General features: G+C 54.0%; 30 protein-coding genes, 1 tRNA gene and 1 pseudogene. 14 read left to right on the top strand and 18 right to left on the bottom strand.

What is annotated here, in order from left to right; genetic code table 11:
• Window positions 1-44: 44 nt before the first annotated feature.
• Both ACTG3Z_RS15290 and ACTG3Z_RS15285 read right to left on the bottom strand, forming a co-directional pair.
• Window positions 45-578, bottom strand: a complete 534-nt coding sequence (locus ACTG3Z_RS15290) for a methyltransferase family protein (RefSeq protein ID WP_439143891.1) — start codon at window positions 576-578, stop codon at window positions 45-47.
• Window positions 575-1,210: a cation transporter gene (locus tag ACTG3Z_RS15285; RefSeq protein ID WP_439143890.1), complete on the bottom strand. Its 636-nt coding sequence runs from the start codon at window positions 1,208-1,210 to the stop codon at window positions 575-577. Before ACTG3Z_RS15285 ends, ACTG3Z_RS15290 begins: the two co-directional genes overlap by 4 nt.
• Before the next feature lie 164 nt (window positions 1,211-1,374).
• Here ACTG3Z_RS15285 and ACTG3Z_RS15280 point away from each other — a divergent pair, with 164 nt between their 5' ends.
• Complete coding sequence (locus ACTG3Z_RS15280; protein ID WP_439143889.1) at window positions 1,375-1,791, top strand: MerR family transcriptional regulator; 417 nt, start codon at window positions 1,375-1,377, stop codon at window positions 1,789-1,791.
• Window positions 1,792-1,843: 52 nt separating this feature from the next.
• On the opposite strand, the gene ACTG3Z_RS15275 is transcribed toward ACTG3Z_RS15280, so the two are convergent.
• On the bottom strand, window positions 1,844-2,368 hold the full coding sequence (locus ACTG3Z_RS15275) for a hypothetical protein (RefSeq protein WP_439143888.1): 525 nt from the start codon (window positions 2,366-2,368) through the stop codon (window positions 1,844-1,846).
• A 64-nt stretch (window positions 2,369-2,432) separates the two neighbouring features.
• Between ACTG3Z_RS15275 and ACTG3Z_RS15270 the strand changes: the two genes are divergently transcribed.
• A complete protein-coding gene (locus tag ACTG3Z_RS15270) occupies window positions 2,433-2,999 on the top strand; it encodes a Crp/Fnr family transcriptional regulator (RefSeq protein ID WP_439143887.1) in 567 nt (188 codons plus the stop codon).
• Here ACTG3Z_RS15270 and ACTG3Z_RS15265 read toward each other — a convergent pair.
• The 7 genes from ACTG3Z_RS15265 to ACTG3Z_RS15235 all read right to left on the bottom strand — a co-directional run bounded on the left by ACTG3Z_RS15265 (window position 2,994) and on the right by ACTG3Z_RS15235 (window position 7,623).
• Window positions 2,994-3,413 (bottom strand): hypothetical protein, encoded by a 420-nt coding sequence (locus ACTG3Z_RS15265; protein ID WP_439143886.1) that lies wholly within the window; start codon window positions 3,411-3,413, stop codon window positions 2,994-2,996. The genes ACTG3Z_RS15270 and ACTG3Z_RS15265 overlap by 6 nt on opposite strands.
• A complete protein-coding gene (locus ACTG3Z_RS15260; protein WP_439143896.1) occupies window positions 3,406-3,834 on the bottom strand; it encodes a c-type cytochrome in 429 nt (142 codons plus the stop codon). Before ACTG3Z_RS15260 ends, ACTG3Z_RS15265 begins: the two co-directional genes overlap by 8 nt.
• Entirely contained in the window at window positions 3,831-5,129 is a 1,299-nt protein-coding gene (locus ACTG3Z_RS15255; protein ID WP_439143885.1) for a multicopper oxidase family protein, read from the bottom strand. The genes ACTG3Z_RS15260 and ACTG3Z_RS15255 overlap by 4 nt, the downstream gene beginning before the upstream one ends.
• Before the next feature lie 8 nt (window positions 5,130-5,137).
• Window positions 5,138-5,986: a copper resistance D family protein gene (locus ACTG3Z_RS15250; protein ID WP_439143884.1), complete on the bottom strand. Its 849-nt coding sequence runs from the start codon at window positions 5,984-5,986 to the stop codon at window positions 5,138-5,140.
• A gap of 2 nt (window positions 5,987-5,988) precedes the next feature.
• Entirely contained in the window at window positions 5,989-6,330 is a 342-nt protein-coding gene (locus ACTG3Z_RS15245) for a copper resistance CopC family protein (protein WP_439143883.1), read from the bottom strand.
• 35 nt (window positions 6,331-6,365) lie between these two features.
• A complete protein-coding gene (locus tag ACTG3Z_RS15240) occupies window positions 6,366-6,800 on the bottom strand; it encodes a c-type cytochrome (RefSeq protein ID WP_439143882.1) in 435 nt (144 codons plus the stop codon).
• 73 nt (window positions 6,801-6,873) lie between these two features.
• Complete coding sequence (locus tag ACTG3Z_RS15235; RefSeq protein ID WP_439143881.1) at window positions 6,874-7,623, bottom strand: MauE/DoxX family redox-associated membrane protein; 750 nt, start codon at window positions 7,621-7,623, stop codon at window positions 6,874-6,876.
• Window positions 7,624-7,717: 94 nt separating this feature from the next.
• Between ACTG3Z_RS15235 and cueR the strand changes: the two genes are divergently transcribed.
• From cueR to ACTG3Z_RS15220, 3 genes are all read left to right on the top strand, one after another.
• Complete coding sequence (gene cueR / locus ACTG3Z_RS15230) at window positions 7,718-8,101, top strand: Cu(I)-responsive transcriptional regulator (protein WP_439143880.1); 384 nt, start codon at window positions 7,718-7,720, stop codon at window positions 8,099-8,101.
• Between the two features lie 384 nt (window positions 8,102-8,485).
• Window positions 8,486-8,836 carry a helix-turn-helix transcriptional regulator gene (locus ACTG3Z_RS15225; RefSeq protein WP_439143879.1) on the top strand — a complete coding sequence of 117 codons (351 nt, stop codon included), beginning with the start codon at window positions 8,486-8,488 and terminating at the stop codon, window positions 8,834-8,836.
• 146 nt (window positions 8,837-8,982) lie between these two features.
• A complete protein-coding gene (locus tag ACTG3Z_RS15220; protein WP_439143878.1) occupies window positions 8,983-9,942 on the top strand; it encodes a tyrosine-type recombinase/integrase in 960 nt (319 codons plus the stop codon).
• Between the two features lie 76 nt (window positions 9,943-10,018).
• Here the strand turns inward: ACTG3Z_RS15220 and ACTG3Z_RS15215 are convergent.
• The 4 genes from ACTG3Z_RS15215 to ACTG3Z_RS15200 form a co-directional block, all read right to left on the bottom strand.
• A tRNA-Arg gene (locus tag ACTG3Z_RS15215) sits at window positions 10,019-10,095 on the bottom strand.
• Window positions 10,096-10,163: 68 nt separating this feature from the next.
• Window positions 10,164-11,549, bottom strand: coding sequence for a sensor histidine kinase (locus ACTG3Z_RS15210; protein WP_439143877.1), 1,386 nt, complete (start codon window positions 11,547-11,549; stop codon window positions 10,164-10,166).
• Between the two features lie 96 nt (window positions 11,550-11,645).
• A complete protein-coding gene (locus tag ACTG3Z_RS15205) occupies window positions 11,646-13,064 on the bottom strand; it encodes a dihydrolipoyl dehydrogenase family protein (protein ID WP_439143876.1) in 1,419 nt (472 codons plus the stop codon).
• A gap of 2 nt (window positions 13,065-13,066) precedes the next feature.
• Complete coding sequence (locus ACTG3Z_RS15200) at window positions 13,067-13,747, bottom strand: TVP38/TMEM64 family protein (RefSeq protein ID WP_439143875.1); 681 nt, start codon at window positions 13,745-13,747, stop codon at window positions 13,067-13,069.
• Here ACTG3Z_RS15200 and ACTG3Z_RS15195 point away from each other — a divergent pair.
• The 6 genes and pseudogenes from ACTG3Z_RS15195 (at window position 13,746) to ACTG3Z_RS15170 (ending at window position 16,965) form a co-directional block, all read left to right on the top strand.
• Window positions 13,746-13,904: a hypothetical protein gene (locus ACTG3Z_RS15195; protein WP_375266921.1), complete on the top strand. Its 159-nt coding sequence runs from the start codon at window positions 13,746-13,748 to the stop codon at window positions 13,902-13,904. The genes ACTG3Z_RS15200 and ACTG3Z_RS15195 overlap by 2 nt on opposite strands.
• Before the next feature lie 193 nt (window positions 13,905-14,097).
• Window positions 14,098-14,232, top strand: a complete 135-nt coding sequence (gene rpmH, locus ACTG3Z_RS15190) for a 50S ribosomal protein L34 (RefSeq protein WP_009831305.1) — start codon at window positions 14,098-14,100, stop codon at window positions 14,230-14,232.
• Between the two features lie 25 nt (window positions 14,233-14,257).
• Entirely contained in the window at window positions 14,258-14,662 is a 405-nt protein-coding gene (gene rnpA, locus ACTG3Z_RS15185; protein ID WP_439143895.1) for a ribonuclease P protein component, read from the top strand.
• A complete protein-coding gene (yidD, locus tag ACTG3Z_RS15180; RefSeq protein ID WP_375266923.1) occupies window positions 14,659-14,880 on the top strand; it encodes a membrane protein insertion efficiency factor YidD in 222 nt (73 codons plus the stop codon). The genes rnpA and yidD overlap by 4 nt, the downstream gene beginning before the upstream one ends.
• A 27-nt stretch (window positions 14,881-14,907) precedes the next feature.
• Window positions 14,908-15,759, top strand: a complete 852-nt coding sequence (gene ttcA / locus ACTG3Z_RS15175; protein WP_375266924.1) for a tRNA 2-thiocytidine(32) synthetase TtcA — start codon at window positions 14,908-14,910, stop codon at window positions 15,757-15,759.
• 69 nt (window positions 15,760-15,828) lie between these two features.
• Window positions 15,829-16,965, top strand: a pseudogene (locus ACTG3Z_RS15170) (lytic murein transglycosylase).
• Here the strand turns inward: ACTG3Z_RS15170 and ACTG3Z_RS15165 are convergent.
• From ACTG3Z_RS15165 to ACTG3Z_RS15150, 4 genes are all read right to left on the bottom strand, one after another.
• Window positions 16,962-17,759: a substrate-binding domain-containing protein gene (locus ACTG3Z_RS15165; protein WP_439143874.1), complete on the bottom strand. Its 798-nt coding sequence runs from the start codon at window positions 17,757-17,759 to the stop codon at window positions 16,962-16,964. The pseudogene ACTG3Z_RS15170 and the gene ACTG3Z_RS15165 overlap by 4 nt on opposite strands.
• The gene (locus ACTG3Z_RS15160; RefSeq protein ID WP_439143894.1) at window positions 17,756-18,460 is read right to left on the bottom strand and encodes an ABC transporter ATP-binding protein; all 705 of its coding nucleotides are present in this window, start codon (window positions 18,458-18,460) and stop codon (window positions 17,756-17,758) included. The genes ACTG3Z_RS15165 and ACTG3Z_RS15160 overlap by 4 nt, the downstream gene beginning before the upstream one ends.
• Window positions 18,454-19,158, bottom strand: coding sequence for an ABC transporter permease (locus ACTG3Z_RS15155; protein WP_439143873.1), 705 nt, complete (start codon window positions 19,156-19,158; stop codon window positions 18,454-18,456). The genes ACTG3Z_RS15160 and ACTG3Z_RS15155 overlap by 7 nt, the downstream gene beginning before the upstream one ends.
• 107 nt (window positions 19,159-19,265) lie before the next feature.
• Window positions 19,266-20,093, bottom strand: a complete 828-nt coding sequence (locus ACTG3Z_RS15150) for an SDR family NAD(P)-dependent oxidoreductase (RefSeq protein WP_439143872.1) — start codon at window positions 20,091-20,093, stop codon at window positions 19,266-19,268.
• A 116-nt stretch (window positions 20,094-20,209) separates the two neighbouring features.
• Between ACTG3Z_RS15150 and ACTG3Z_RS15145 the strand changes: the two genes are divergently transcribed.
• The 3 genes from ACTG3Z_RS15145 to ACTG3Z_RS15135 are packed head-to-tail and all read left to right on the top strand — an operon-like array spanning window position 20,210 to window position 25,507.
• Window positions 20,210-20,776, top strand: a complete 567-nt coding sequence (locus tag ACTG3Z_RS15145) for an ImuA family protein (RefSeq protein WP_439143893.1) — start codon at window positions 20,210-20,212, stop codon at window positions 20,774-20,776.
• Entirely contained in the window at window positions 20,718-22,202 is a 1,485-nt protein-coding gene (locus ACTG3Z_RS15140; protein ID WP_439143871.1) for a Y-family DNA polymerase, read from the top strand. Before ACTG3Z_RS15145 ends, ACTG3Z_RS15140 begins: the two co-directional genes overlap by 59 nt.
• Entirely contained in the window at window positions 22,199-25,507 is a 3,309-nt protein-coding gene (locus ACTG3Z_RS15135) for an error-prone DNA polymerase (protein WP_439143870.1), read from the top strand. The genes ACTG3Z_RS15140 and ACTG3Z_RS15135 overlap by 4 nt, the downstream gene beginning before the upstream one ends.
• Window positions 25,508-25,525 lie beyond the last annotated feature (18 nt).

The raw sequence follows: 25,525 nt of genomic DNA, 5'->3' as shown, positions 1-25,525 counted from the left end.
TGCTCATGTCCGCGAGCTATCACGCTGGATTCACACAGTGAATCCTACAGTGCCCGATTTGTGCAACAAAGCCCATAAGTATCCCTTAACCAAATTTCTTCAGGCAATGGGGCTGCGAGTAGCATGAGGATGGATGGCAATCCAATCGTAAGTGCGGCGGGCGAAGCCGACATCAGAACCCATCCAGTGACGATCAAAATGTCTGCGAGGTATTGAGGGTTGCGGGAATACTGGTACAGCCCGCCCGTCCGCAGAGTGCCATGTGCGCCACCCGTCTGATCTATTCCAAATTTTGAGACCTCCAACCACACTCCGACATTGCCAAAGATTATCAACAAACTGCCTAGTCCGAACCTGATCGTAGTGGGGATAGACCATGTACCCCATTCCAACACACCAACTGCGATCATGGTTCCGAATAGTGTGAACGTCGGCACCCACACCAGCAAAGGTGTCAGCCGCGTATATTGCCTTGGTGGCCAAAGGCGACGTTCGGGATACACGATTGACCAGACAATCGCGGTGAGCGTTGCGACAGCAATCGCCACCCCTAAGGCTGTCAAAACACCGATCATCATGCAGTTCCTCCGACATGAGAGGTGGCGTCACGCCGTTCTTGCAATGCTTGACGGACAATCTGGAAAGCCGACGACAAGAAGAGAGTCGCCATGACACCAGCCACGATCAAGTCAGGCCACCCAGTTGCGGTTCCCCAAACTCCGAAGGCAGCGAATACGACCGCGACATTGCCAATGGCGTCGTTTCGTGAACACAGCCACACCGACCGTACGTTGGCGTCCCCGTCCTTATACCTTACCAACAGCATCACACTGGCCAGATTGGTTGCCAACGCGAGTAGTCCGACGACGCCCATGATTTCGGCTTCTGGTACGCCAACATAGAAAACGCGGTACAGGGTCGATCCAAAGACCCAAAGGCCCATCAACAGAAGGCTCACGCCTTTGAACAGAGCGGCGTTCGTACGAACCTGAATTGATGCACCGATAACCGCCAATGAGATGCCATAGGTCAGCGCATCGCCAAGGAAGTCCAATGCATCAGCTTGAAGTGCCTGAGATTTGGCGTAGTGACCTGCTGTCATCTCGACAACGAACATCGTCGCATTCAATGCGATAACGATCCACAAGCGACGCTTATAGTCAGCCGACACGCCATCGAACTTGGCATCATGTCCACAGCACCCTGCCATTAGATCGTCTCCTTTGTATCTAACTGTTGAGGTAGTCGAATTGTGGGATGCCAGTCCTGAACGGACTTGTGGGTGCGAGATTGGTGGGACATACGAATCGCCTTTTCTTTGTGTCCCATCCTATCTACAACCTCTAGTCACTAGAGCTTCAAGGGGTAATGCAAATGTTTTCCATTGGACAGTTGTCAAAGCAGACTGGGGTCAAGGTTCCGACCATTCGTTACTACGAACAAGTTGGGCTGCTGGAGTCGGCGGGGCGTACTGATGGCAATCAACGCCGATACGACAAAGATGGTGTGGAACGGCTCGGATTCATCAAGCACGCCCGTGACCTAGGGTTTTCAATCGAAGCCATCACCGCATTGATTGATCTGCAACAGCATCCCGACCGTTCCTGCAAGTACGCTACTGAGATCGCTCAAGACCAATTGGCTGATGTCCGTGAGAAACTTCGGAGGCTAACAGCGTTAGAAGCCGAATTGGAGCGCATCTCTGATGGTTGTGATGGCGATGGGAGTTCGAATAACTGTTACGTGCTGACCTCTCTCGCCGATCACAGGCACTGTCGGACGGAGCATTAGTAGATCTTGGCTAGAATCAATACACAAACAACCAGTTGTGTTTCCTGACCAGTTAATGCGGCGACCGCCCAGTCGCGATCATTAAATGGTGCTGTTGGTGATGCGCACCAACGGTCATCAACCCGAAGAAGCCAAGACCAAGCACCTGGTTCAACTCATCGTCCGAACCAACCTGCACCAACATGGTCGCACCATCATCCGGTTCTTCGGCTAGGACGGTCCAGTCCGATGACCCTTGCAACATCGGGCTATGGGCCAGCACCATGCGTTGGATTGAGGCTGAGACCACTTCGTCACCCGTGATAACAAACGTCACAGTCAGCCCGTCAATCATCCGCTCAACCGACGCACCCGTCGTCACGTTGTCCATATCCACGAGATGATCACGCAATGCTTTGATATCGACCTGTTCCCAGTTCGTGTCAGGGTCATTGCGCAACAGTGTGACGATCTCGGCAATTGCAGCGAATTGGGCTTGCCCTGTTTCGCTTGGTGAACCGGAAGAGGTATGGGCGTGTTGCGCCATTGCGCCCGACGCGGCGATGACAAGTCCGGCTGAAAGTAGGCTTCGTTTCATTGGATACTCCTTTTTCCACATCAGCCTATCCAACTTTACCTTAGTCACATATGATTTGGATCATATGAAATCTGATCCCTTCTCAAACCTGCCCGCTACGGCCTATCGCACCATTGAAATGCGGAAGGGTAATGTGCTGTTTCGGCAAGGGCAGGCAACATCTGGGCTGTTCCGTGTTGTTTCGGGAAGTGTGACGTTGCAACGCATTGGGCTGGGGGGCGACACTCTGACCTTACACAGAGCGGTGACTAGCGGGTTCTTCGCCGAAGCCTCCGTCTTTTCAGAGACCTATCATTGTGACGCGATTTGCACCGAGGATGGTAGCGTTCTGAAGATCGCCAAAGCTGATGTCCTTTCAACAATGCAGTCCGACCCCACATTCATTGAGGGGTTCACCAGATTGCTTGCCGTTCAGGTTCAACAGTATCGCGCTCATATTGAGCTACTTTCGATCCCATCTGCCAAAGATCGTGTCTTGGCGGCTGTGCAGGCAGGATACCTTGATGCAACGGTGACTGAGTTGGCGACCCGGATAAACCTGACGCATGAAGTCTGTTATCGCACCCTCAAAGCATTGTGTGATGACGGTCGTATGGTCAAGATTGCACGTGGCAAGTATGCGTTGTCATAGTGACCAGATCAGCCACAAGCCGACCCCGACGATCACATCAACAACGACACAAGCAGGAATATACCACTTAGGCATAGCCACCTCGAACAACGGGGTATGATGCAGGAAATCCCAACCTGCGTGGGCCAGATAGCCAAAAGGTATCAACCAAGACGCAGTCATCAGACTCCAGACAGCAAAGACCATGAAGAGACACGCCACCGTGGCTTCGACCACAATGCGTTTCATCCGACCATCCATCGCGGCAAAGCCAATGTAGACACCAGCGATCAATGACAAAAGCATGGCCGCAAGGACCTGCGATACAGTCTCAGGCAGCAGCAGGTGAACAGCCAATGACGATAAGGAAATCACACTCCAAATCGGCAAAGTGTGTTTCGCCAGAATGTTCGTATCTCGACGTGCTTCAGTCATGCGGTGGGTTTCGGCTGGCTTGAACGTCCCGCTCTCGGTCAGACCAAGTTGATCGAATATAGGCGAGGATGTTCCATATTTCATCATCGGTGAGAGTTTCGCCAAAAGCAGGCATACCGCTGTTGAACCCTGTCACACCACGCACCTCCAATGCGGCCTGGCCACCAAGCTTGGTATACTCAAACAACAGCGCATCATCGTGGTGCCATGTGTGGCCCGTCCGATCATGTGGAGGTGCTGGAAGAACACCATCTGCGTTCGGGGATTGCCAGTTTGGTTGACCTTCAAGGTTAGCTCCATGGCACGATGCGCAATTGTCGGCATACAGGTTACGACCCGCATTAATGTCTCTGTGATCCCAGTTGTGATCCGCAGCAGCGGGTGAGGCCAAAGTCAGCAAGGCAAGTATCGTCCATTTCATGCTACGTTCACCCATGTGCGCATCCCGCCAACAGCGTGGCTGAGCATGTGGCAATGCAGCATCCAACGGCCTGGGTTGTCGAAGACACAGATGATGTCGCGGCTTTCGTTTGCGTTCACCAGCGTTGTGTCCCTGAGATCACCCAAGTCACCGTCCTCGCCTACTTCATAGAAATGGTGGCCATGCAGGTGGATGCCATGAGGGAACGATGTGTCATTGGCGAGTGTGATGCGGACCGTCTCACCTCTCTGAAATGATCCGAAAGGGTCGGCCTGTAGGTCAGACACGTTGTTGAATGCCCAGATATTGTCGCCATCATGGCGACCACCCATCGCCCCGCCCATCATGGTCAGGGTCAAATGTTGCGTGGGTTCAGCAGGCGTTGGCACAGCGGGCTGCGACAGAGCCATAATCGGACCAGCACGTCTGTCGGGGTTGGTTCCATTGACCACAAGGTCAGCGAGGCGATACGAACCCTCACGGGTCATCATGTCAAAGCCAACGGGGCCATTGATATCAACGATCACGTCGGCACGTTGTGCAGGGGCCAGCACGAGGTCTGTCATGTCACGTGGCGTAGGCAGGGCCATGCCATCGAAGGCCACGATTGATCCCGCAACGCCACTGATCGCCATCGGGAAAATGCGATTTGTTGCTGCGTTGATCAACCGCAACCGCACTCGGTCCCCTGTCTTCACCTCATCCTTGGACAGGAACGCGCGGACAAAGTTGCCTATGTAACCGCCATGAGCGACCGAGTGCATATCGGTGAACTCATCGGACAGGCTACCATCTTCCTGCATTCGCCAGTCAGACATCAGAACCGTAATGTCATGATCCACGTCTGGGGGCGTTTCATCTTCAACGATCAGTGCGCCCATCATCCCCCGCGCAACTTGTTCGTGAGAAATGTAATGCGAGTGGTACCAATATGTGCCTTCGTCAGGCGGGGTGAAGCTGTAGGTTTTGGTGCCCGCAGGGTTGATCAATTCCTGGGTCAAAATCGGCACCCCGTCCATCTTGTTTTCCAACCTGATGCCGTGCCAATGGACCGCCGTGCCTTCATCAAGACCGTTCTCGACATCGATGCTCACCCGCTCACCACGACGCACCCGCAGTTCTGGACCTGGCATCGATCCGTTAAAGCCCAATATGGGGGTCGCATTGTCCCCAGTTGGCAGAATTTGCTGCGTTACCGTCTCGGCCTTTAGCCGCCAGGTGTCTTGGGCCGCAAAAATTGGCAGTGGCAAGAGTGCTGTGGCCGACACAGTGGCCAGGAAATGTCGTCTGTTCATATGTAGTCTCATGCTGGCAGGGTCAGATGCGTTGTAAGAAGGGCGGTCACACCAAGCACGGCAAGGATGACCAACCATTCGATTGATATGGATTTGGAGAGATGACGTGCAGCGGCGGGATCACCTGACCGAAGCGCGGGTATGAACCGTAATTTGTTGGCAGCGGCCAGACCCAGAAGCCCCGCAACCAAAAGCACCTTGAGGATCAACGCCTGCCCGTATCCCGTGCCTAAAAGGGCAGAGAACGACCCCACAAGCTGAAACCCCATGTAGCCGCCGACGAGGATCAACACAGGAACAGTAACGGAGGCCACAACACCAAACCGCTGCCCAACATCCGCCGCCATGCTATATGTTTCAGCTTGCGACGCCAAACGCTTGAGGGGCGTCAGAACACCGATCCAAAAGGCGACCGCCAGCAGGTGCAAGGTTAATGCGATATCCAGCAGCCTGGTTTCACGGCCAGACACATGTCCGACGTGATCAAACGACCAGATCGCGATGATGCCACCAACCACCGATACCCATGACCCGACACGGCCCATAAACAGGCCAGCGACCACCAAGCAAAGGCCCAAAAGACGTAACATCAAAGCCGTGCCAACAGGTGTAGACCAGAGCAGACCCAACATTTCGGGATCGGTCATGCCAGTGACATCGCCAGTCAGGTTTGCACCACGCAATGCGAAGGCCAGAATTGCTGCACCAAAACCGAGCAGGCCGAAGATGATGACCAGCCCACGGGTGTTTTTCAGGCGAAACATCACCGTTGCAATGACTGTGCCAGCGGCTGTCATCACACCAATGTAGAGTGCAAGTTTTGTGACGATTGCCGCCAACCCGAACGCATCAGGCATCGCTATTCAACAGTGAAGCTAAAGGTGCCGTTCAGGGCATGACCATCAGAGCCAAGCCCTCGCCATTCAACAACATAAAGACCCGCTCCCATATCGTGCATTGGCAATGTAAACTCCTGTGCGAATGCAGTTTGATCGCCAAGGTCCATCTCCATGCTATGCGTGTCGGCATGGGTGATCGATACTTTTGTCAGGCGGATGTCGCCTTTGAAATCCATCAGGACTTCGACGGGCATCTCTGTCACGGTCGCCTCATTGGCGGGTGTTGTTCCATCAAGGGGTGAGTGCGCCATCACCCCTGTCGCCCACATCCCGATCATACCTGCGAGTAAAATTTTCTTCATAGTCATGCCTTGTCTACTTGTTGTGTTATTCGCCATCAGTTGATCCCGTTGGCACGTTGTAATTCGCGAATGTAGGCGGTGATCATCGTAACATCTGCCCGTGTGACACCCTCCACAGGGGGCATGTTCCCAAATGGCCAATGATGCCCACGAACACCCATCTCCGCCGCCCGTTGGAACGATTCATCGCCGTGGTGACTTGGTTCGTAGATGACATGGACCAATGGCGGGGCAACGCCATCTTCACCCGCCGCATTCGCACCATGACAGGCTGCACATTTGGCTTCATAGCCAAGCTGTCCGATTTGAGCATTTTGTGACAAAGTGTCTGGCACCAGCACATCAACTAATGCACCACCTTCCAGACTGGATACGTCGTCTGATTGGGATGTCTGTGATGCGTTCGGCCACAGCGCGTAGCCGAGGCCACCTGCCACAAGTATGGCTGCAATTGCTAAAATTGGTTTCATAACTGTCTCTGCCCGTCAGGTCTTTTGGGTGTTGTTAATGCTTCCAGTTGGTGGAGGGTCAAACGCTTTCTCATCACAGCTTCGAGAGCATCCAGATCGCCATGCCGACCATCATCAGGTTCTCTGTCAATGACACGAACCCCAATGGCACCTTGCTATCACCACCGACGCAGGCGCATTTGAGGTCACGTTTGTCGATGTAGACCGCTTTGAACACGCTCACCGCACCGATACTGGCAACGAATAAGGCCGCTGGTGCTGAAAGCCATGTCAGGACTCCCGCCATCATGAGAAGACCTGCACCTGTTTCAACGAATGGGTAAACATATCCGTATCGAACCCAGCGTTGTGCAAGCAGGTCGTAGTTGAGGAACATGGTGGCAAACCGTTCGACATCTTGCAGCTTTTGCAGGCCCAACAGCACCATTGAGATCGAGATGAACCACTCCACTGTCCGTCCTGTGAACATGGTCCCAAGCGTGAGCCAGGTGACCACGAAAGCCATCAGTGCCGCGACCGAGAACAATGCGATCACTGGCTTGTATGTTGTGGCATCTTTGGCCTGAACAGCCTTCCCAAGATACGCGCTCAGATCATCAAAGCCGCCCACACGTTCTTCACCAATAAATGTCTGCGGGGTGGTTTTGACTTCGTGTTCGGCTTTGAACGCATCGACATCTTCGCGGCTGGTTAGATGTCGGTCATCAACCTGATAGCCTTGACGTTCCAGGAGGTCTTTGGACTTCAATCCGTAAGGGCACATGTGATCGGTCATCACCATGCGATACAGCGTGGCGGTTTTGGGAGTAGTATCTTTAGGCACGAGATTGAATCCTTTCGGGCGTGAATCGCACCCTTGCAACTGTTTCAGCATCAACCTAGTCTTTCCAGTAACTGGAAGGTCAAGGACGTATTTTATGAATATCTCTGCTGCATCAAAAGCTGCGGGGCTGCCCGTCAAAACCGTGCGCTACTACGCCGACATCGGGTTGGTGGAGGCACCCTCCCGTTCAGATGCAGGCTACCGTAGCTACGATGACGCAGCGGTTCGCAAACTGGTATTTGCCCGAAGGTCACGTGAGTTCGGCTTCAGCATAGAAGAATGTCGGGAGCTTCTGGGACTGTATCAGGATCAGGACCGCACAAGCTCTGAGGTTAAGCGCATTGCGTCCAAGCGTCTTCAGGAGATCGAAGTCAAACAACGCGAACTACAATCGCTTCATGATGAGTTATCACACTTGGTGAAATCGTGCCGTGGGGACAACATGCCTGACTGCCCAATCATCGATTACCTTGGGTGATTTCGATACAACGAGGGACCATTTCGATACAGTTTGTCTACGAGTGAGGAATGATTTTGCCTAACAGACCTTATTTTCACAATCATTTCTGTAAATCCCAATTTGTGCTAACTTCGATTCTACGACCGCGCACGCTGTTCGGCAAACTGTGAGTCATCGTGTGTAGTTTTGGACTGGCGAAATTCATCTAGATATCTTTTTTAAACGATTGAATTCTATAAAAACCACTCTCCGGTAATCGCCTTGTCATGTCGGCGACAATTCTGCGTAGCTCTTGAAAATTTGAGATCGAACCCGATATAGGAGCTAGGGTTGCAATACCCGCTAATCAAATCCTCTCGAAGACGGGTGTAACCACGGTCGAGACCACCAAGGAGGTGTGTCTTGATCACAACCGACCCCATAGTATTCGAAAAGCAGGTTGCTTTTGCCAACACGCAAAACATTCTTCATCCAAGCAGACCGACCAAGCCTGAAAAACAACCAGCCCGATGGCCCAGACTGCTCAACAAACGCATGGTTGCCGAATACCTATCGGTCAGTGAGCGCACAGTCGATCACTGGGCCGAAGATGGTACAATTCCAAAACCCAAGATCAGCCCGTCTTCTCGCCTGAAGCGGTGGGACCGCAATGAAATCGATGAAAGGCTTGATACCTCGGGACGCTGTGTCTCTGGGTCGATGTCTGCCGATGCTTTACTACAGGCTCACATCAATCGCAGAGGGCAATGCTGATGCCCAAGATTAGAGAATGCTTATATTCAGAGAAAACTCGTCATGGAAAACTCAGATACAGGTTCTTTCGCAACCGGGATGCACCAAAGATCACAATCAAAGGTCAACCGGGTCAACCTGGGTTCGAACAAGAATACCGACGACTGATGAACGGCGGTGATGCAGAGGTCCAAAAGCTTCGCTCTCGACGGCAACGCGCATCCAGATTTGATGAGGGAACCTATGGCGAACTCGTTGAACTCTACCTCCAGCACATGGATGGAGAGGTAACCAAACAAAAGATCGCGCCGGGTACTCGCGACACCTATACAGGTATCTTGAAGCGTACGCTGCCTGTTCTTGGCAATGCAGACCTAAGTACATTCGACGATGCTACCGTTGAGTTTACCCTCGACACGCTGACAAGTACGCCCGCAACACATAACAATATGCTCAAAGCACTGCGGCGAATGTTCAAATTTGCAAAGAAACCCGGTCGCTTGATCCTCAAAAACCCGACAGATGGGGTTCAGCCTTTGAACTATGATACAATCGGGTTCGTCGAATGGAGCGATGCGCAGATCACGCAGTTCCTCAATTTTTACCCACTTGGCTCAACGGCGCATCTAGCAGTCACATTGTATTTATACACCGCCTGTCGGCGATCAGATGTTGTCTTGCTCGGCCCGCAGCATATCACAGAATATGATGGGCGACGCTATATCGAGTTTACTCCCGTCAAGGGCAGTCTGCGCAACAAGAAACCGGTATTTGCGCCGCTTGATCCATACATCGAGCATGTCCTTGATCAGACGAATACCGGTTCAAAAGCCTTTCTGTTGAGCGAGCTTGGGCAACCCTATTCGGCCAAGGGTTTCGGCCATCGAATGCGTAAGTGGATCGATGCTGCTGGCTTGCCCAAGGACATCTCATCACACGGCATTCGTAAGCGTACCGGAAGCATCTTTGCAGAGTCTAATAGTTCAGAGTTCCAAATCATGGCTGCGCATGGTCATTCCAGCCCGAAGGCAAGCGAGGTTTATACACGTAGAGCCAACCGTCGGGTCCTGTCTGATCAGAACTACGACAACGCGGATATAACCAACCGTTTTGGCCTCGAAACTTGATCGAAAACGGCGGTGTTCCCACCTCTGTTCCCACCTAACAGGTGGGTGCAGAAAAACGTAATGTTTTCAAGGGAAGTGGCGGACCGAGGAGGATTCGAACCCCCGACCCCCTGATTCGTAGTCAGGTACTCTATCCAGCTGAGCTATCGGTCCGTTAAGTGCTGATTAGACGAGGCGCGAAAGCGTTGCAAGGGCAAAACGCAGCAATCTTGCGGCTTTCTTCAGACAGCCACATCACCCTTTGGCAAACGCATTTCAAACATAGTTCCTGCATCCGTGGAACGGACCAATTCAAGCACCCCACCGTGCCCGCGAATAAGCTCTGCTGCAATCGCAAGGCCAAGACCTGTGCCACCTTTTCGCGCACCGCCCTGAAAGGGTGTAAACAAATGCTCAAGCGCTTTGGCGGGCAGGCCCGGGCCAGTATCATGCACTCGGATCACCCAATCATCATCGCTTTCTTGCGCACTAACCGAAATTTCACCTGCTTTGCCTGTCGCAATAATTGCCTGGCGCGCGTTGCGCACAAGATTGGAAATCACTCGGTAAAGCTGCTCAGGATCCGCGCGCACCGACAGACCAATCGGCACGCCTTCGGCAAAGCTCAAATCATGCTCACCCACAGCGAGCCGTTCTGAAGCGATTACATCACTTACAATCTCATTGAGCGCAAATCGCGTAAGGCGCGGTGCCGGCTCTTCCGCTTTGCCAAAGGCAAGTGTTGTTTCACACAAATTGACCGCACGCGTGATCGAATTGACGAGTTTCGGTGCCATGCGTTGCACAACGGGATCCTCGCTCATCTCGATGCGGTCGGTGAATAGCTGTGCAGAGGTCAGAATATTGCGCAAGTCATGGCTCACGCGTGCAACAGCCCCTCCCAGTTGCGCGAGTCGTTCCTTTTGCTTGAGTGCCTGTGTCAATTCAACTTGCATCGATTGCAACGCGTCCTCCGCTTCGCGCAGCTCGGTCACACCAGAGGATGGCTCGATAATCTGGCGCGCATCTTCGGGCGCAGCAGCATAGCGCTGCATGTGATCGACAACCCCGCGGATGGGCCGCACAAGTAAAAACCGTACCGCTAGGAACAACAAACTCGCGGTAAAGATAGAAATGACCGCAGAAAGCGCCAAAATGCGCAAACCGTAATCCAGCATTGCAGCACGCAACCCTTCGGTCGGCATCGTGACCTCAATCAGTAAACCCGCTTCACGCACTGGTGCGCCGATAATACGGATCACCTCGGGCTCACTCTTTAAAAGGCGCGTGACAGCATCTCTTATAAGGATCATTGCGGGTGGATCGCGCAGATCAAAGGTGCCGTCAATCGGTCGGGGCATGGGCGATGTGAGCACCAACTGCCGCACAGCATCACGTCGTAGAACCACATTAAAGACCTCTGCATTCAGCAACAGCTCTTCCTCAAGATCCGCCGCTATCATGTCATCCGCCAGAAGTGCGAGCGATGCAATCTGCGCGCGCTCTAAGCGCGATAATAAAAAGTCTTCGCGAAACCGTGCAACGGACGGGAAAAAGATCAACATCTCCGCCAACATCACAAACACGGTGGTCAGGATCAAAAACCGACCAGAAAGCGAATTCAACATGCGCACGCGCGCCCTTCTATGCTTGGCAAGCTCTTCATTTTTCCAAGTAAACTCCCCGCGGAGCGTCCCACAGGTTCAAAACATGCGCGCAGACAATCACGGCAACCAACGTTGCACAAGGCGCACAACTTTTTTGACAGTGTCATTCTCAAACAGACGGGGCGTAAAATATGCACCAGCTGCACGTTTGTTCACCTCAAATACAGAAGGATAAGGCGCAACCATTGCTGAAATCTGACTCATTTTCAATTTGTTCGCAATCGCGAGTGACCACATACCGATAAGCTCTCCCGCTTGCGGGCCCGCGATAGAAACACCGACAGGGCGGCCCTTCACGACCATTACTTTGATCAATCCATAAGCTTTGCGCTCAGCAATCAAGCGGTCGTTGTGATGAATTTCGAACCGTACGACTTCCAATTGCGCACCGTGCTGCTTCTTCGCCTGCGCTTCCGTCAAACCGACTTGTGACAGCTCGGGATCCGTATATGTCGCCCAAGGGATATGCGTCGTACTTTGCTTTGCCGGCAATCCAAAAAGCGCAGAACGGATAATAACCCCAGCCTGATATCCAGCAACGTGCGTGAATTGCAAACCACCCGCAACATCGCCAATGGCGTAGACCTTTTTGTTTGTGGTTTTCATACTGTCATCAACAGCGATGCCAGTACGATGTGTCTTGATGCCTGCAGCCTCAAGGTTCAACTTGTCCATATTGGCCTTGCGCCCCACTGCCATCAAAAGATGTGAGCCTTTGAAAACACGGCCATCTTTTGCGTGCACTTCGATCGCGCCCGCAGTGCCTTTAATCTCACCCGCTAAGGCGTCTTCTTCAATCACAAGCCCCTCTGCGCGAAGCTTATCAAGCACAATCGCCGCCATCTCGGGATCGTCCTTGCCCAGCGCCTTCGCGCCTTCAATGACTGTCACTTTGCTTCCCAAGCGCAAATGCGCTTGCGCCATTTCCATGCCGATGGGACCGCCACCGATAATCAGCAAGTGTTCTGGCTGCTCGCGCAATTCAAACAATGTCTCATTCGTTTCATAAGGCACAGTATCCAAACCGGGGATGGGCGGAACGAACGGAGACGACCCTGTAGAGATCACAATACGCCGCGCCTTGATGCGGTATTCCCCAGCTTCCACTTCTGTTGCAGAAATAAATTTTCCGTATTCACGGATCACGCGCACGCCCAGACCTTCAAACCGTTCTTGACTGTCCACAGGCTCAATCTGCGCGATCACACCTGCCACATGATCCTTGGCAGCAGCGTAATCCACCTTTGGCGATACATTGGCGACACCCAATTCAGATGCATGCGATTGTGCATAAGCCGCCTTAGCCGAAGCGATCAACGCTTTGGACGGGACGCAGCCGAAGTTCAAACAGTCGCCACCCATCTTGTGACCTTCCAACAGGACCACTGACGCTCCCATTTGGACCGCGCCGGCAGCAACTGAAAGACCCCCAGAGCCAGCACCAATGACAAGAATGTCTGTTTTGATCGTTTCCATGTTCAAATGTCCTTTTTGCCGGTCACGGCTTTCACGAGAATTGGCAAAAGCGACAGCGCGCTCAGGCCGAGGATCGGCAGAAGAATGTGTGGTTCAAAGATGATTCCAAGATTGGGCGTTTCACCGGCAGCGAACACTTCGCCCAGTCCCGCACCAACGGATGTGAACACTAGGGTTCCCGGAATAATGCCAAGGAATGTCGAGATCATATAGCGGTGCAAAGGCACCTCAAGGAACGCAGGGATCAAGTTTGCAATGAAGAAAGGAACTGCAGGCACAAGGCGAATAATGAACAACATAGACCATTGGTTTTCATCGATGCCGTCTTTGATTTTCTTTACAGGCCCTTTGCTACTTTCCAGTTTAGCACCCAACTTTTCGCCAAACCCGTAACGCGCGGCCAGAAAGATCAGGGTCGCTCCAATAGTGGCACCCGTCACGTTAAAGAGCGTGCCAAAGACGGTACCAAACAAGAAGCCACCAGTCAGCGTAGCTATCGTTGCACCAGGAAGCGAAAATCCAACAATCGCTACGTAAATCGCTAAAAATCCAATGACTGCAAAAAGATAGTTACTATCGCGAAACGCAATCAACGCCTCGCGATTATCGCGCAAAGCATCAAAACTCAGGTAGTCTTTCAAGGTAAATGCACCAATCACAGCAATCACTAAGATCGCCAACATGGGGATGATTCTGGCCAATCCAGATTTTGTCTCGGGGGAGTTCGTCATATGGCTCATCGTGTTCTTTCGGTTCAAATCTGTTGCGCTTGCTTGGATGCAACATGCTGATTTAAACGCGATTGCGGTAGCCTCATCACGCGCGCTTGATCTCGAGTGACAGTTGGCGTGATCAAAGCTGGACATTCTCATAAAACTGTAACATTCGCTCTCTCAAGAACAGCTTAAATGTTGCAGAAAATTGCGACGCTTTGGTTTGACTTATCCACCACGCCCCTCTATTGGACGGGCTTCAAGTTACATCGGGTCTGCGCGATTCTACGCGGCAAGCCTACTAAAACGGAGACGGAGCGATGAAACGCACCTTTCAACCATCGAATCGCGTTCGCAAGAACCGCCACGGCTTTCGCGCACGCATGGCGACAAAAGCAGGTCGCAAGATCCTGAACGCGCGTCGCGCCAAGGGCCGTAAAGAGCTGAGCGCGTAAGCGTCACTCTTTTAGGTTTATGACTTTGACACCGCCGGAGGCCTCTGAAGCGTTAAACGCTGATGAGACTATGCCCCCGGCGGTTTCTTTGCGTCTTGAGGTCATCAAAAAGCGCAACGACTTTTTGCAAGCCGCGCGAGCGCGACGTCAAGGCACGGCCTCCATGATGGTGCAGATGCGCAATCGCCGTGATGATAATCCTGCCAAGCGCGTCGGGTTCACCTGTTCCAAGAAAGTCGGCAACGCTGTGGCCCGCAATCGTGCCAAACGCCGCCTTCGCGAAGCCGCGCGTACCGTTCTGCCAACTCATGGTGCTGACGGGTGCGACTACGTGCTCATCGGCCGCGCAGAGGCGACCGCAAACCGCCCTTTCGATCTGCTCATCGGCGACTTGCGCTACGCCCTCAAGAAACTGCACGCTAACAAATGACCCCCCTGGCCCATATTGTTGCTTTGCCTGTGCGCGCTTACCGCTTGTTGCTGTCCCCTTGGGTCGGAATGCACTGCCGTTACGACCCAACGTGTTCCGCCTACGCGATGGAAGCGTTGAAGAAACACGGCGCGTTTAAAGGCAGTTGGCTTGCCGCGCGTCGTATTGGCCGTTGTCACCCTTGGGGCGGCTCTGGCATTGATAACGTGCCAGACTAACTGCCATCCCTATGTTGAGGCCATCCCATGCTTGATGATCACGATGACATTCACCCGCTCTTTCACGGCGCTCCGTCCACGACAGAGTTCAAGAAGCTGCGCAAACGTATTGTGCGCCAAACGCGCGAGGCGATTGAACAGTACGGGATGATCGAGCCAGGAACGAAATGGCTTGTGTGTTTGTCTGGTGGCAAAGACAGCTACACTTTGCTTGCGGTTTTGACGGAATTGAAATGGCGTGGGCTTTTACCCGTTGAGTTGATCGCCTGCAATCTGGATCAAGGCCAGCCCAATTTTCCTGCGACAGTGCTCCCTGAGTTTCTTGAGAAAATGGGCGTGCCAAATCGTATCGAGTATGAAGACACTTATTCCATCGTCATGGATAAAATCCCCGCAGGTCGCACATTCTGCGCGCTGTGTTCGCGTCTGCGTCGTGGAAACCTCTACCGTATCGCGCGCGAGGAAGGTTGCTCTGCCGTAGTACTCGGCCACCACCGCGATGACATTCTAGAGACATTCTTTATGAACCTGTTCCACGGCGGTCGCCTTGCCACGATGCCGCCTAAACTGCTCAATGATGAGGGAGATTTGTTCGTGTACCGCCCTCTCGCTCATGTGGCCGAAGTCGATTGCGAGAAATTCGCGAGCGCAATGAACTACCCGATTATTCCTTGCGATCTTTGCGGCTCACAAGACGGGTTGCAGCGCCAACAGGTGAAACAAATCCTGGATCAGTGGGAAGCCAACAGTCCCGGTCGTCGCCAAGTGATGTTTCGCGCATTAACCAATGCGCGGCCTTCGCATTTGTTGGACCCCAAGCTCTTTGATTTCGCTGCGCTGATGCGCGGGAATGTGCCGGAGACGGAAACAGACACCTGATTGTTTGCACACTGGAAACAATGCTTTAGGCTTATGCGCAAAATTAAAGAGATAAGCGCGAGCAGTGACATGAGTTTTTCCAGACGTGAGTTTGCCCTGACCCTAGGAGCTTTTGGTGGTGCTTTTGGCCTAAGTGCATGCAACGGTTCGCGTGGCAGCACCGCTGCACCGCGCAGCGCGGGGCTTGCACCTGAGTTTCGCCCGCAACCCAACGCAGGGTATGATGCTTGGGTCTCTTCCTTCAAAAATCGTGCAGGTGGATACGGGCTGAGCGCGGCCACAATTGCTGCCGGATTTCGCGGTGCTGGCTTCTTGCCTGGTGTGATCAAACGTGACCGCAATCAAACTGAATTCAAACGCTCGCTCGAGGATTAACTCTCTATTGCCGCCTCGGATGCGCGGGTCGCAAAAGGGCGCGCAGCATTTGCACGCCACCGCACGACCCTAAACGCTTTAGAGGCAAAATACGGTGTTGATGCAGAAATCATCTGCGCCATTTGGGGGCTTGAGAGCCAATATGGCGAGCGCATGGGAGATATCCCTATCATCTCTTCCACCTCTACGCTCGCGTTTGACGGACGGCGTGGCGTGTTCTTTGAAAAACAACTCGTTGCAGCGCTAAAGATCATCCAAAACGGTGACATCCGCGCAGAGCGTATGGTTGGCAGCTGGGCTGGTGCGATGGGGCACACACAGTTTATCCCGACGTCTTACGAAGGGTTTGCCGTTGATTTCACAGGCGACGGTCGTCGTGATATCTGGTCCGCTGATCCTTCTGACGCACTTGCGTCCACCGCCGCTTACCTTCAGCGCAACGGTTGGACGCGTGGCGTAAAATGGGGATCGGAAAGCAGTTCAGGCACGCTTCAGCCACAAGCAGGTGGTCCGAAATTTGCAACCACTGGCAACTTCCGCGCGATCAAACGCTACAACAATTCAGACGCTTACGCGATTGGTGTCGGGCATTTGTCTGACCGCATTGCAGGCGCTGGTCCTTTGCGTGGGCAGTTCCCACCAGATGCAAATGGCCTGACCAAAGACGACCGGATCGCCTTACAACAACGCCTCACACGGCGCGGGTTTGATACGGGAGGTGCGGACGGTGTATTCGGCCCCAAAAGCCAAGCCGCAGTGCGCGATTATCAACGCAGCAAAGGTCTAGCTGTGACCGGAACACCCTCGCAAGAACTGCTCCGCAGCCTTTAATCCATCGCGTTGAAAGTAAAAAGCTGTTCGCCATTGATCGTGTAACTATTGATCAAGTCAGCAACCTTTTGCGACACAAGCCACGCTTCGAGACGCTGTGCCGCATCTGCGTTCACATGTGGATGTTTCACTGGGTTCACTGGCAAATAGGCATATTGATTAAAAAGCACCGGATCACCAGCGTAGAGCAACGCCAGCCCGGTTTTATTTCCGAAATTCAACCAACTTGCGCGATCTGCAAGAATATATGCGCCCATAGCTGACGCCGTATTCAAGCTCGCGCCCATGCCCGCCCCGACAGCTTTATACCACGGATCAAAGGTTTCTACGTCAAGCGCCGCAGCATCCCATAAAGCCAGCTCTTTCTTATGGGTTCCGCTTTCATCACCCCGTGAGACAAAAGACGCCTTTGCTGATGCGATCCGAGTTAAAGCATCACTTGCACTCATCGCTTGCTTAAGTTGAGCAGGGTCAGTCTCAGGCCCGATCAGAACAAAGTCGTTGTACATAATCTCACGACGATAAGGCGCGAAACCTTCAGCGACAAAAGCGTCCTCCACCGCTTTGGAATGTACAAGGATCGCGTCAACATCTCCTGCCCGCCCAAGACGTAAAGCTTGCCCAGTTCCAACGACCAAAAGCTGCACTTCGAGGTCGATATCTTCCTTGATTGCGGGCAAGAGCACATCCGACAATCCCGAATTGTGAAAGCTTGTTGTCACTGCAAGCCGTATGGTTTCGGCGAATGCTGCACTGCCAAAGGCCAGCCATATCACTACAGCAAGTCGTATCATTCAATGATGTCTCCATTTAGGAACGCTTGCGCTTCAGAGGTTTCAGGCTTTGCGAAAAATCTGTCCGCCGCGCTGCGCTCATGTACTTTTCCAGCTAACAGGAACACCACTTCAGACGCCATGCGCCGTGCTTGTCCCAGATCATGGGTTGTCATGATTATACGCGTTCCGTTGGTGTGGGCCTCTTTCAGCAATGTCTCAATCTCACGCGTGGAGCGCCCATCTAAGTTGGCGCAAGGTTCATCCAAAAACAGCACATCCGGTTCACGGATCAGTGCACGCGCAAGGGCAAGTTTTTGTTTTTCGCCCCCTGAGAGCCTTGGCGCGTGACGCTCTAAGGCATCCGCCAGTCCAATACGCTCAGCCCATGCCTCAACACGCTGGGCAATGTCGGGTTTGGCTGTACCAACAAGTTCTAAGGGATAAGACAGATTAGCGCGGACACTGCGCCGCAACATGATTGGACTTTGAAACACATAGGATTGTTCCTGACGTGCTTGCGCGTCAGGTTTTGAAAGGCTCAATCCACCAGAGGAAAGACGCTCAACCCCATGTAGCACGCGTAACAGCGTGGTCTTGCCAGCACCGTTCGGCCCCAGAACAATCGTAATATCAGGTGCATTCAGCGCCAGATCAACGGGTCCTAGAATGATCTTGCCACGGCGCTTCACCACAACCTTGGACAGCGACAAACTCACCAGCGTCCCTCCTGCTCTGTGCGCGACAGGGAATGAATCAAGATGTTCACCGCCAAAGCAAGGGCGATCAGCACAAAGCCAAGCCCGAGCGCGAGCGCAAAATCACCTTTGCCTGTTTCCAGCGCGATTGCAGTCGTAAGAACCCGTGTCGCATGGTCAATATTGCCCCCAACGATCATGATTGCACCGACTTCGCCAATCGCACGCCCAAATCCTGCCAAAGCTGCCGTCAGCAATGCACGACGACCATCCCAAATCAAGGTCATGATCCGTTGACGCTTGGACGTGTTCAGCGAGATCAGCAAATCATGGTATTCCGCCCATAACTCACGCATCGCTTGATGCGTGATCGAGGCGATCAGAGGCGTGATAATAATCACCTGTGCAATGATCATTGCAGTGGGCGTAAAGAGCAACCCAAATACGCCAAAAGGGCCAGATCTGCTAAGCAACAAATAGACGATCAAACCAACCACCACAGGCGGCAAACCCATTAAGGCGTTCAACACAGCAATCGCGGTACGGCGATATCTGAAACGACGGATCGCAAGCCATGTGCCGAAAGGTAGTGCTATCAAAGAGGCAATCACAAGCGCGCTCACGCTCACTTGCAACGAACGCAACGTGATTTCGACAAGATCACTATCGAGCGTGACGATCAGCCAAAAAGCAGCCTCTAATCCGGCCCAAATGTCGTTCATCACCGCGTCCTTCATCAGCCGTTTCGGCCTTTGGGCGCACTCAATCACCTATCCAGCGATGAAACCATCAGATTAACGGCGCGTTTTCACCCAGAGACGACGAGGTGCTAAATGCCGAAAGGAACGCCGCCCGTCACTGGAAGACTGATCCCTGTCACATATTGCGCATCGGGGCCCGCCAGAAAGGCAACTGCATTGGCCACGTCTTCGGGCAATCCTGCATCGCGCAAGGCAACATTGGAATACCTGCTTTGTTTAATTTCAGTCACGCTTTTCCCTTGCTCTTGGGACAGCCGCGTATTGGCCGCTTCGTGCATATCCGTCGCGATAAAGCCGGGACAAACGGTATTACACAGAATACCATCCGGCCCAAACTCTGCGGCCAGCGTTTTCGTTAAACCCACCAGACCATGTTTCATCGCCGTATAAGCCCCAAACCCTGGCTCAGCCCCAAGGCTTCCCGTAGAGCCAATATTGATGATCCGTCCCCCGCCAAGTTTGCGCATTTGGGGGATCACCGCTTGTGACAGCATCATTGGCCCCAGCAAGTTCACCTCAAAGCTGGAGGTCCATTGCGCGGGGCTCGTGGACAAGAAATTGTCTGAACCTGACAAGGATCCTGCATTGTTCACCAAAATATCCAAGCGTTCGAATTTGGTCAGAACGTGCTCCATCATCGCTGCGATGTCCCGCGAAGATGTCACATCAAGCGTTAGGGCGATGGCAGATCCACCTTGCGACATGATATCTTGCACCAGCCCTTGCAGAAGGTCTGCCCGCGTCACCTCGATGTCCTGTTGTTTGAACGTGCCATTAATATCCGTGATGACAACATCCGCGCCCTCTTTCGCCAAACGCTGTGCAATGGCGCGTCCGATACCCTTTGGCGCGCTAGCCCCTGTGACAAGAGCCACTTTTCCGTTCAAAGTGCCCATCGCATTCCCTTGTCATCTATGTTCCTCCTGCAGAGGTAAGCAGTATGGCTAGATCTGCAAGAGCGCGGCAATCACGCTATTTGATACCGCTCATATTTGCGCTACACATCACTCCCATGACGCCAGATTTCGCCAGTTCTTTTCCTTTGCGCACGGCGCGTGTGCATGAAGTTTGCGGCCCAAGTGCTGCAAGTTTTGCTGTTGTATGCGCCAGTGCCGCGCAAGGCACAGTGCTGTGGATTCGCGAACATTGGCGTCCCGAGGGGTTGAACCCACTCGGCCTTAGTCCTTTCTTTGATCCAGCTAAACTCTTGATTGCGCAGGTAAAGGATCAGACCGAAGGTCTTGCCGTTGCCGAAGAAGCCCTACGCGATGGCTCTGTTGTATTGGTGATTTTAGAAATCAGTCAGCCCATGGGTTTGATCCAAGGGCGGCGCTTGCAACTTTCTGCAAAGGCTGGGAAATCCACAGGGCTATGCCTGATTCCAGAAGGTATGGGCAGCAATGCCGCCGAGTCCCGATGGCATGCCTCCCCAATTTTTGACCCTTTCTCTGCCGCAGGAGACTCGACTCTCCAGCGTTACGAACTTATTAAGAACAAATCAGGAACATTAGGATCTTGGCATGTTCGATGGGATACAGCGTCGCGTCGTCTCCATCTGGTTTCCGCGACTGGCGAGTGATCGCGTTTTACGGATGCGCCCCCTTGAGGGGCCATTCGCGCTGACGCATAGCATCAGCAATACCAACCGGATTTATTGCTTGAATGGCGCAGCAGAGCGGCTGGGTTTGAGCGCTGGCATGCCCTTTTCCGATGCACGCGCCTTTTGTCCTGATTTGCAAAGCCGTCCGGCTGATCCTTTGGCGGATCGGCGTTTCCAACATGCGTTGCGTCGCTGGGCCGTGCGGTATTGTCCTTGGGTCGGGCTTGAGGACGGTGATGGTCTCGTCCTCGACATCACAGGCACCGCGCATCTGTTTGGTGGCGAGGCCGAATTGCTGATGGACATGCGCCAACGCCTGTCCCGTGCAGGGATTTCAGCGCGCATCGGTCTAGGTGACAGTCGCGGTGCGGCTTGGGCTTTGGCGCATCACGGTGAGGGCGCAGCTCCTGTTGGCGCTGCTTTAGATGTGTTCCAAGATCTCCCCGTCGCCGCGCTGCGCCTTGAGGAAAAGACAGTCACGGGCTTGGGCCGCCTTGGCCTGCGCACCATTGGTGAGCTGTCAAATGCCGCGCGCGCGCCTTTAACGCGTCGTTTCGGCCCATCTCTGCTCATGCGTCTCGATCAAGCGCTTGGCCAGCAGCCCGAACAGATCACACCACTCAAAGATCCGCCCCACTACGGCGTGCGCATGACCTTGCCCGAGCCGATCGGCATCAAAAGCGATGTGATGGAAGGCACCTCGCGTCTGCTCACCCAGCTCTGCGAAAAGCTCAAATCCCGCGAAACTGGGGCGCGCGTGCTGGCGTTGACCCTGCGCCGGATCGATCAAGACAGCCAACAGGTCGAACTGCGCCTCGCCCGCCCCATGCGCGACGCAGCACGTATTTTACCATTGTTTGAACGCGGCATCGGTGATGTGGACGCGGGCTACGGCATTGATCAAATGCGCCTTGAAGCAGTGCAGGTGGAACCCATGCCGGTGCAGCAACTCAGTCATGTCTCCTCTGGTGGCAAAGATCAGCTTGATGATCTTGTCACCCGTATTGGCACACGTATCAGCCTTGAAAATGTGCAACGGTTTTTGCCTGCTGACAGCCATATCCCAGAGCGCAGCTTCCTGATCTCTCCCGCAGCATACTCTGCACCAAACAGCGCTTGGTCTACCATACGCCCCCGTCCGCTTCATATCTTTCCACCCGCTCCTTTGATCGGGACCCATGCGGCCCCTACCCCACCAAAACGATTTCGCTGGCGACGTATGTCCTTCGCCACAGCGCGTGTCTCTGGCCCCGAACGCATAGCACCAGAATGGTGGCTGGAATCGGATGAATGGCGCACAGGGGTCCGCGATTATTGGTGCGTCGAAACACGCCAAGGACGTCGTTTGTGGCTGTTTTTCACCCCGCAAAGCCCAAGCTGGTATGTCCAAGGGGAGTTTGCATGAGCTACGCCGAACTCGCCACCACCACCAACTTCACCTTCCTGCGCGGCGCTTCGCATCCCGAAGAATTGGTCACCCGCGCCGCAGAGCTGGGCCTGCAAGCCATCGCGATCACGGACCACAATTCACTGGCGGGCGTGGTGCGTGCCTATGCAGCGCTGAAGGAACTCAAACGCGCAAGTGAAGACACCATACGCATCCGTTCGGAAACGCAACTTGATCATTCTTCGCGCCAAGAAGTTGGCGATCCGCAACATATCCCACGCCCTGAAACGGTCCATCTCCCCAAGCTCATCGTGGGTGCACGGCTAGTCTTGCGCGATAGCGCTGTCGATTGGATCGCACTGCCCAAAGATCGCCCCGCCTACAGCCGTCTCACCCGCCTTTTGACCCTCGGCAAACGCCGCGCTGAGAAAGGGCAATGTCACCTCGACCTGCCCGATCTACTAGAGGGCTGCGCTGGCATGATCCTCATTGCCCTGCCCAATGGTTCCTTGCGCAAGGCCGCCAATGATATCCAGAAAATGCAACGCCGCTATCCCAGCCACGTCTTTCTAGGCGCCGCGCCACGCTACAATGGCTCTGATCAGTCCTATCTCAGCGCTTGCGCGCGGCTTGCACTCAAAACCTCAGCACCGATGGTCGCCGTGGGCGATCCGCTGATGCATCACGGTAAGCGCCGTCAACTCGCAGATGTACTCACTTGCATGCGCGAACACATCACCATTGATCAAATCGGCACCCGCGCGCTGCCCAACGCCGAACGCCGCCTTAAGGGCCACACTGACATGGCGCGTGTCTTTCGTGATCATCCCGCCGCCCTTCAGCGCTCTGTCGAAATCGCCGCGCGCTGTAGTTTTTGCCTGAGCGAGCTGTCTTATGAATACCCCGATGAAATCAGCGAGGGCGAACCACCCCAAGAACGCCTGACCCGCCTCGCTTATGAGGGCATGATGCAGCGGTATCCAAACGGCGCAACCGAAAAGGCGAAAGCGCAGATCAAGAAAGAGCTGAAGCTGGTCAAAGCTCTCAATTTTCCTGCTTATTTCCTGACCGTGCATGACATTGTACAATTTGCACGTTCCCAAGGAATCCTCTGCCAAGGGCGCGGTTCAGCCGCCAATTCAATCCTGTGTTATCTGCTCGGCATCACCGAAGTCAGTCCCGAAGTGATCACCATGGTGGTCGAGCGTTTTGTGTCTGAGGCGCGTGCTGAGCCACCAGATATCGACGTCGATTTCGAACATGAACGCCGCGAAGAGGTGATCCAGCACATCTACGCCAAGTACGGGCGTCATCGCGCAGGGCTGTGCGCCACGGTCACCCATTTTCGCACGCGCGGCGCGATCCGCGAAGTGGGCAAAGTTATGGGGCTGAGCGAGGATGTCACTGCAGGCTTGTCGAGCCAAATTTGGGGGCAATCCGACAAAGGGGCCGACCCTGAACGCGTGCGCGAATTGGGCCTCAACCTAGAGGATCGTCGCCTTGCGCAAACCATCCGCCTCATTGGGGAAATCATCGGCTTCCCTCGACACCTCTCCCAACATGTGGGTGGATTTGTCATTACAAAAGAACGGCTTGACGAGCTGTGCCCCATTGAGAACGCCGCGATGGAGGATCGCACAGTCATTGAGTGGGACAAGGATGACATCGACACGCTTGGCATTCTGAAGGTGGATATTCTGGGCCTTGGGATGCTCAGCTGCATCCGCAAAAGCTTTGATTTGTTGCAAGAACATGATCGCAAAACGCTCTCTATCGCGACGGTGCCGCAAGAAGATCCTGAAACCTATGATATGCTTTGCGTCGCCGACGCTGTGGGCGTATTTCAGGTGGAAAGCCGCGCGCAGATGAACTTCCTGCCGCGCATGCTGCCGCGTAAATTCTACGACTTGGTGATCGAGGTCGCCATCGTGCGCCCAGGCCCTATTCAGGGCGGTATGGTGCATCCCTATATCAACCGCCGCCAAGGTCGCGAAGACGTGCATTTTCCCTCGGCTGAATTAGAGGATGTGCTCGGCAAAACCCTAGGCGTGCCGCTTTTCCAAGAACAAGCTATGCAGATTGCCGTGGTCGCAGCGGGCTTTGATCCATCCGAAGCCGACCAGTTGCGCCGCTCGCTCGCCACGTTCCGACGCATGGGCACGATCAGCACGTTTAAGGATCGTTTCATCAATGGCATGCTCGCGCGTGGCTATGACGAAGACTTCGCACAGCGTTGTTTTGCGCAGATCGAGGGGTTTGGCGAATATGGCTTTCCTGAAAGCCATGCAGCCGCCTTTGCGATGCTGGTTTACGTCTCCGCTTGGCTGAAAAAACATCATCCTGCGGTCTTTGCCTGCGCTTTACTCAACTCCCAACCCATGGGCTTTTATGCCCCTGCCCAGATCGTGCGCGATGCGCGGGAACATCACATCGAAGTGCGCCCTATTTGCGTGAACTCCAGCGCATGGGACAACACGTTAGAGCGGCGCGGCGATGGTGCTTTGGCACTGCGACTTGGTTTTCGCCAAATCAAAGGCTTTCGCGAAGCAGATGCCGATTGGATCGTCGCTGCGCGCGGCAATGGATATCGTGACCCAGAAGCGGTCTGGTTGCGCGCAGGCGTTGCGCCTTCCGTGCTCGAACGTCTCGCTGAAGCGGATGGGTTTTCTGACATGGGTCACACCCGCCGCGATGCGCTTTGGTTGGTAAAGGCAATCCGCGGACAACAACCCTTACCGCTCTTCAATGATCCCATTGATGGGGAGAGCATTTCGGAACCTGACGTGGTTCTGCCAGCGATGCATTTGGGCGAGGAAGTGGTGGAGGATTACGTCTCCATGCGGCTCACTTTGCGCGCGCATCCTATGGAGCTTTTACGTCCGAACATTGCGGGTCTGACGCCGCATGATAAACTCCCCGATGCGCTACTGCACCGTATTTCTGTGTGCGGTTTGGTGATCACGCGTCAACGCCCTGGCACAGCGTCGGGCGTTATTTTCCTCACGCTGGAGGATGAAACAGGAGTTAGCAATGTAGTAGTTTGGCCCAAACTTTATGAGAAGTATCGTCGCGCTGTGATGGGCGGGCGCTTGTTACGCGTCACAGGTTTTTTGCAGCGTGAAGGGATTGTCGTGCATGTGATTGCCCAAGAGGTCGAGGACCTTTCGCATCGTTTAAGCGAGCTCGGCCATCCGCTGGATGATCAGGTTGGAATCACACACCCCGAAGCCGATGATGCACCGCGTCCGCGTCGCCAACCTGCGCGCGCGATGCATCCGCGTGATCAAGCAAAGCGGTTGTTTCCAAGTCGTGATTTTCATTGAAAGTGGCCGGGGCTCTGC

It is taken from the genome of Planktotalea sp., assembly GCF_965659345.1.
Classification (GTDB): Bacteria; Pseudomonadota; Alphaproteobacteria; order Rhodobacterales; family Rhodobacteraceae; genus Planktotalea.
The sequence above is the reverse complement of the archived record's forward strand: the minus strand, read 5'-3'. Positions and strand labels throughout refer to the sequence as shown.

What these genes read in the sequence shown, in the direction of transcription:
- ttcA (WP_375266924.1), top strand. Translation starts at nt 14,908, where the DNA reads ATGCTTGATGATCACGATGACATTCACCCGCTCTTTCACGGCGCTCCG.
- ACTG3Z_RS15260 (WP_439143896.1), bottom strand. Translation starts at nt 3,834, where the DNA reads ATGAAATGGACGATACTTGCCTTGCTGACTTTGGCCTCACCCGCTGCT.
- ACTG3Z_RS15145 (WP_439143893.1), top strand. Translation starts at nt 20,210, where the DNA reads ATGACGCCAGATTTCGCCAGTTCTTTTCCTTTGCGCACGGCGCGTGTG.
- ACTG3Z_RS15270 (WP_439143887.1), top strand. Translation starts at nt 2,433, where the DNA reads ATGAAATCTGATCCCTTCTCAAACCTGCCCGCTACGGCCTATCGCACC.
- ACTG3Z_RS15140 (WP_439143871.1), top strand. Translation starts at nt 20,718, where the DNA reads ATGTTCGATGGGATACAGCGTCGCGTCGTCTCCATCTGGTTTCCGCGA.
- ACTG3Z_RS15135 (WP_439143870.1), top strand. Translation starts at nt 22,199, where the DNA reads ATGAGCTACGCCGAACTCGCCACCACCACCAACTTCACCTTCCTGCGC.
- ACTG3Z_RS15150 (WP_439143872.1), bottom strand. Translation starts at nt 20,093, where the DNA reads ATGGGCACTTTGAACGGAAAAGTGGCTCTTGTCACAGGGGCTAGCGCG.
- ACTG3Z_RS15265 (WP_439143886.1), bottom strand. Translation starts at nt 3,413, where the DNA reads ATGACTGAAGCACGTCGAGATACGAACATTCTGGCGAAACACACTTTG.
- ACTG3Z_RS15250 (WP_439143884.1), bottom strand. Translation starts at nt 5,986, where the DNA reads ATGCCTGATGCGTTCGGGTTGGCGGCAATCGTCACAAAACTTGCACTC.
- ACTG3Z_RS15155 (WP_439143873.1), bottom strand. Translation starts at nt 19,158, where the DNA reads ATGAACGACATTTGGGCCGGATTAGAGGCTGCTTTTTGGCTGATCGTC.
- ACTG3Z_RS15285 (WP_439143890.1), bottom strand. Translation starts at nt 1,210, where the DNA reads ATGGCAGGGTGCTGTGGACATGATGCCAAGTTCGATGGCGTGTCGGCT.
- cueR (WP_439143880.1), top strand. Translation starts at nt 7,718, where the DNA reads ATGAATATCTCTGCTGCATCAAAAGCTGCGGGGCTGCCCGTCAAAACC.
- yidD (WP_375266923.1), top strand. Translation starts at nt 14,659, where the DNA reads ATGACCCCCCTGGCCCATATTGTTGCTTTGCCTGTGCGCGCTTACCGC.
- ACTG3Z_RS15200 (WP_439143875.1), bottom strand. Translation starts at nt 13,747, where the DNA reads ATGTTGGCGATCTTAGTGATTGCTGTGATTGGTGCATTTACCTTGAAA.
- ACTG3Z_RS15290 (WP_439143891.1), bottom strand. Translation starts at nt 578, where the DNA reads ATGATGATCGGTGTTTTGACAGCCTTAGGGGTGGCGATTGCTGTCGCA.
- rpmH (WP_009831305.1), top strand. Translation starts at nt 14,098, where the DNA reads ATGAAACGCACCTTTCAACCATCGAATCGCGTTCGCAAGAACCGCCAC.
- ACTG3Z_RS15255 (WP_439143885.1), bottom strand. Translation starts at nt 5,129, where the DNA reads ATGAACAGACGACATTTCCTGGCCACTGTGTCGGCCACAGCACTCTTG.
- ACTG3Z_RS15245 (WP_439143883.1), bottom strand. Translation starts at nt 6,330, where the DNA reads ATGAAGAAAATTTTACTCGCAGGTATGATCGGGATGTGGGCGACAGGG.
- ACTG3Z_RS15165 (WP_439143874.1), bottom strand. Translation starts at nt 17,759, where the DNA reads ATGATACGACTTGCTGTAGTGATATGGCTGGCCTTTGGCAGTGCAGCA.
- ACTG3Z_RS15220 (WP_439143878.1), top strand. Translation starts at nt 8,983, where the DNA reads ATGAACGGCGGTGATGCAGAGGTCCAAAAGCTTCGCTCTCGACGGCAA.
- ACTG3Z_RS15280 (WP_439143889.1), top strand. Translation starts at nt 1,375, where the DNA reads ATGTTTTCCATTGGACAGTTGTCAAAGCAGACTGGGGTCAAGGTTCCG.
- ACTG3Z_RS15240 (WP_439143882.1), bottom strand. Translation starts at nt 6,800, where the DNA reads ATGAAACCAATTTTAGCAATTGCAGCCATACTTGTGGCAGGTGGCCTC.
- ACTG3Z_RS15210 (WP_439143877.1), bottom strand. Translation starts at nt 11,549, where the DNA reads ATGTTGAATTCGCTTTCTGGTCGGTTTTTGATCCTGACCACCGTGTTT.
- ACTG3Z_RS15195 (WP_375266921.1), top strand. Translation starts at nt 13,746, where the DNA reads ATGGGGATGATTCTGGCCAATCCAGATTTTGTCTCGGGGGAGTTCGTC.
- ACTG3Z_RS15205 (WP_439143876.1), bottom strand. Translation starts at nt 13,064, where the DNA reads ATGGAAACGATCAAAACAGACATTCTTGTCATTGGTGCTGGCTCTGGG.
- ACTG3Z_RS15275 (WP_439143888.1), bottom strand. Translation starts at nt 2,368, where the DNA reads ATGAAACGAAGCCTACTTTCAGCCGGACTTGTCATCGCCGCGTCGGGC.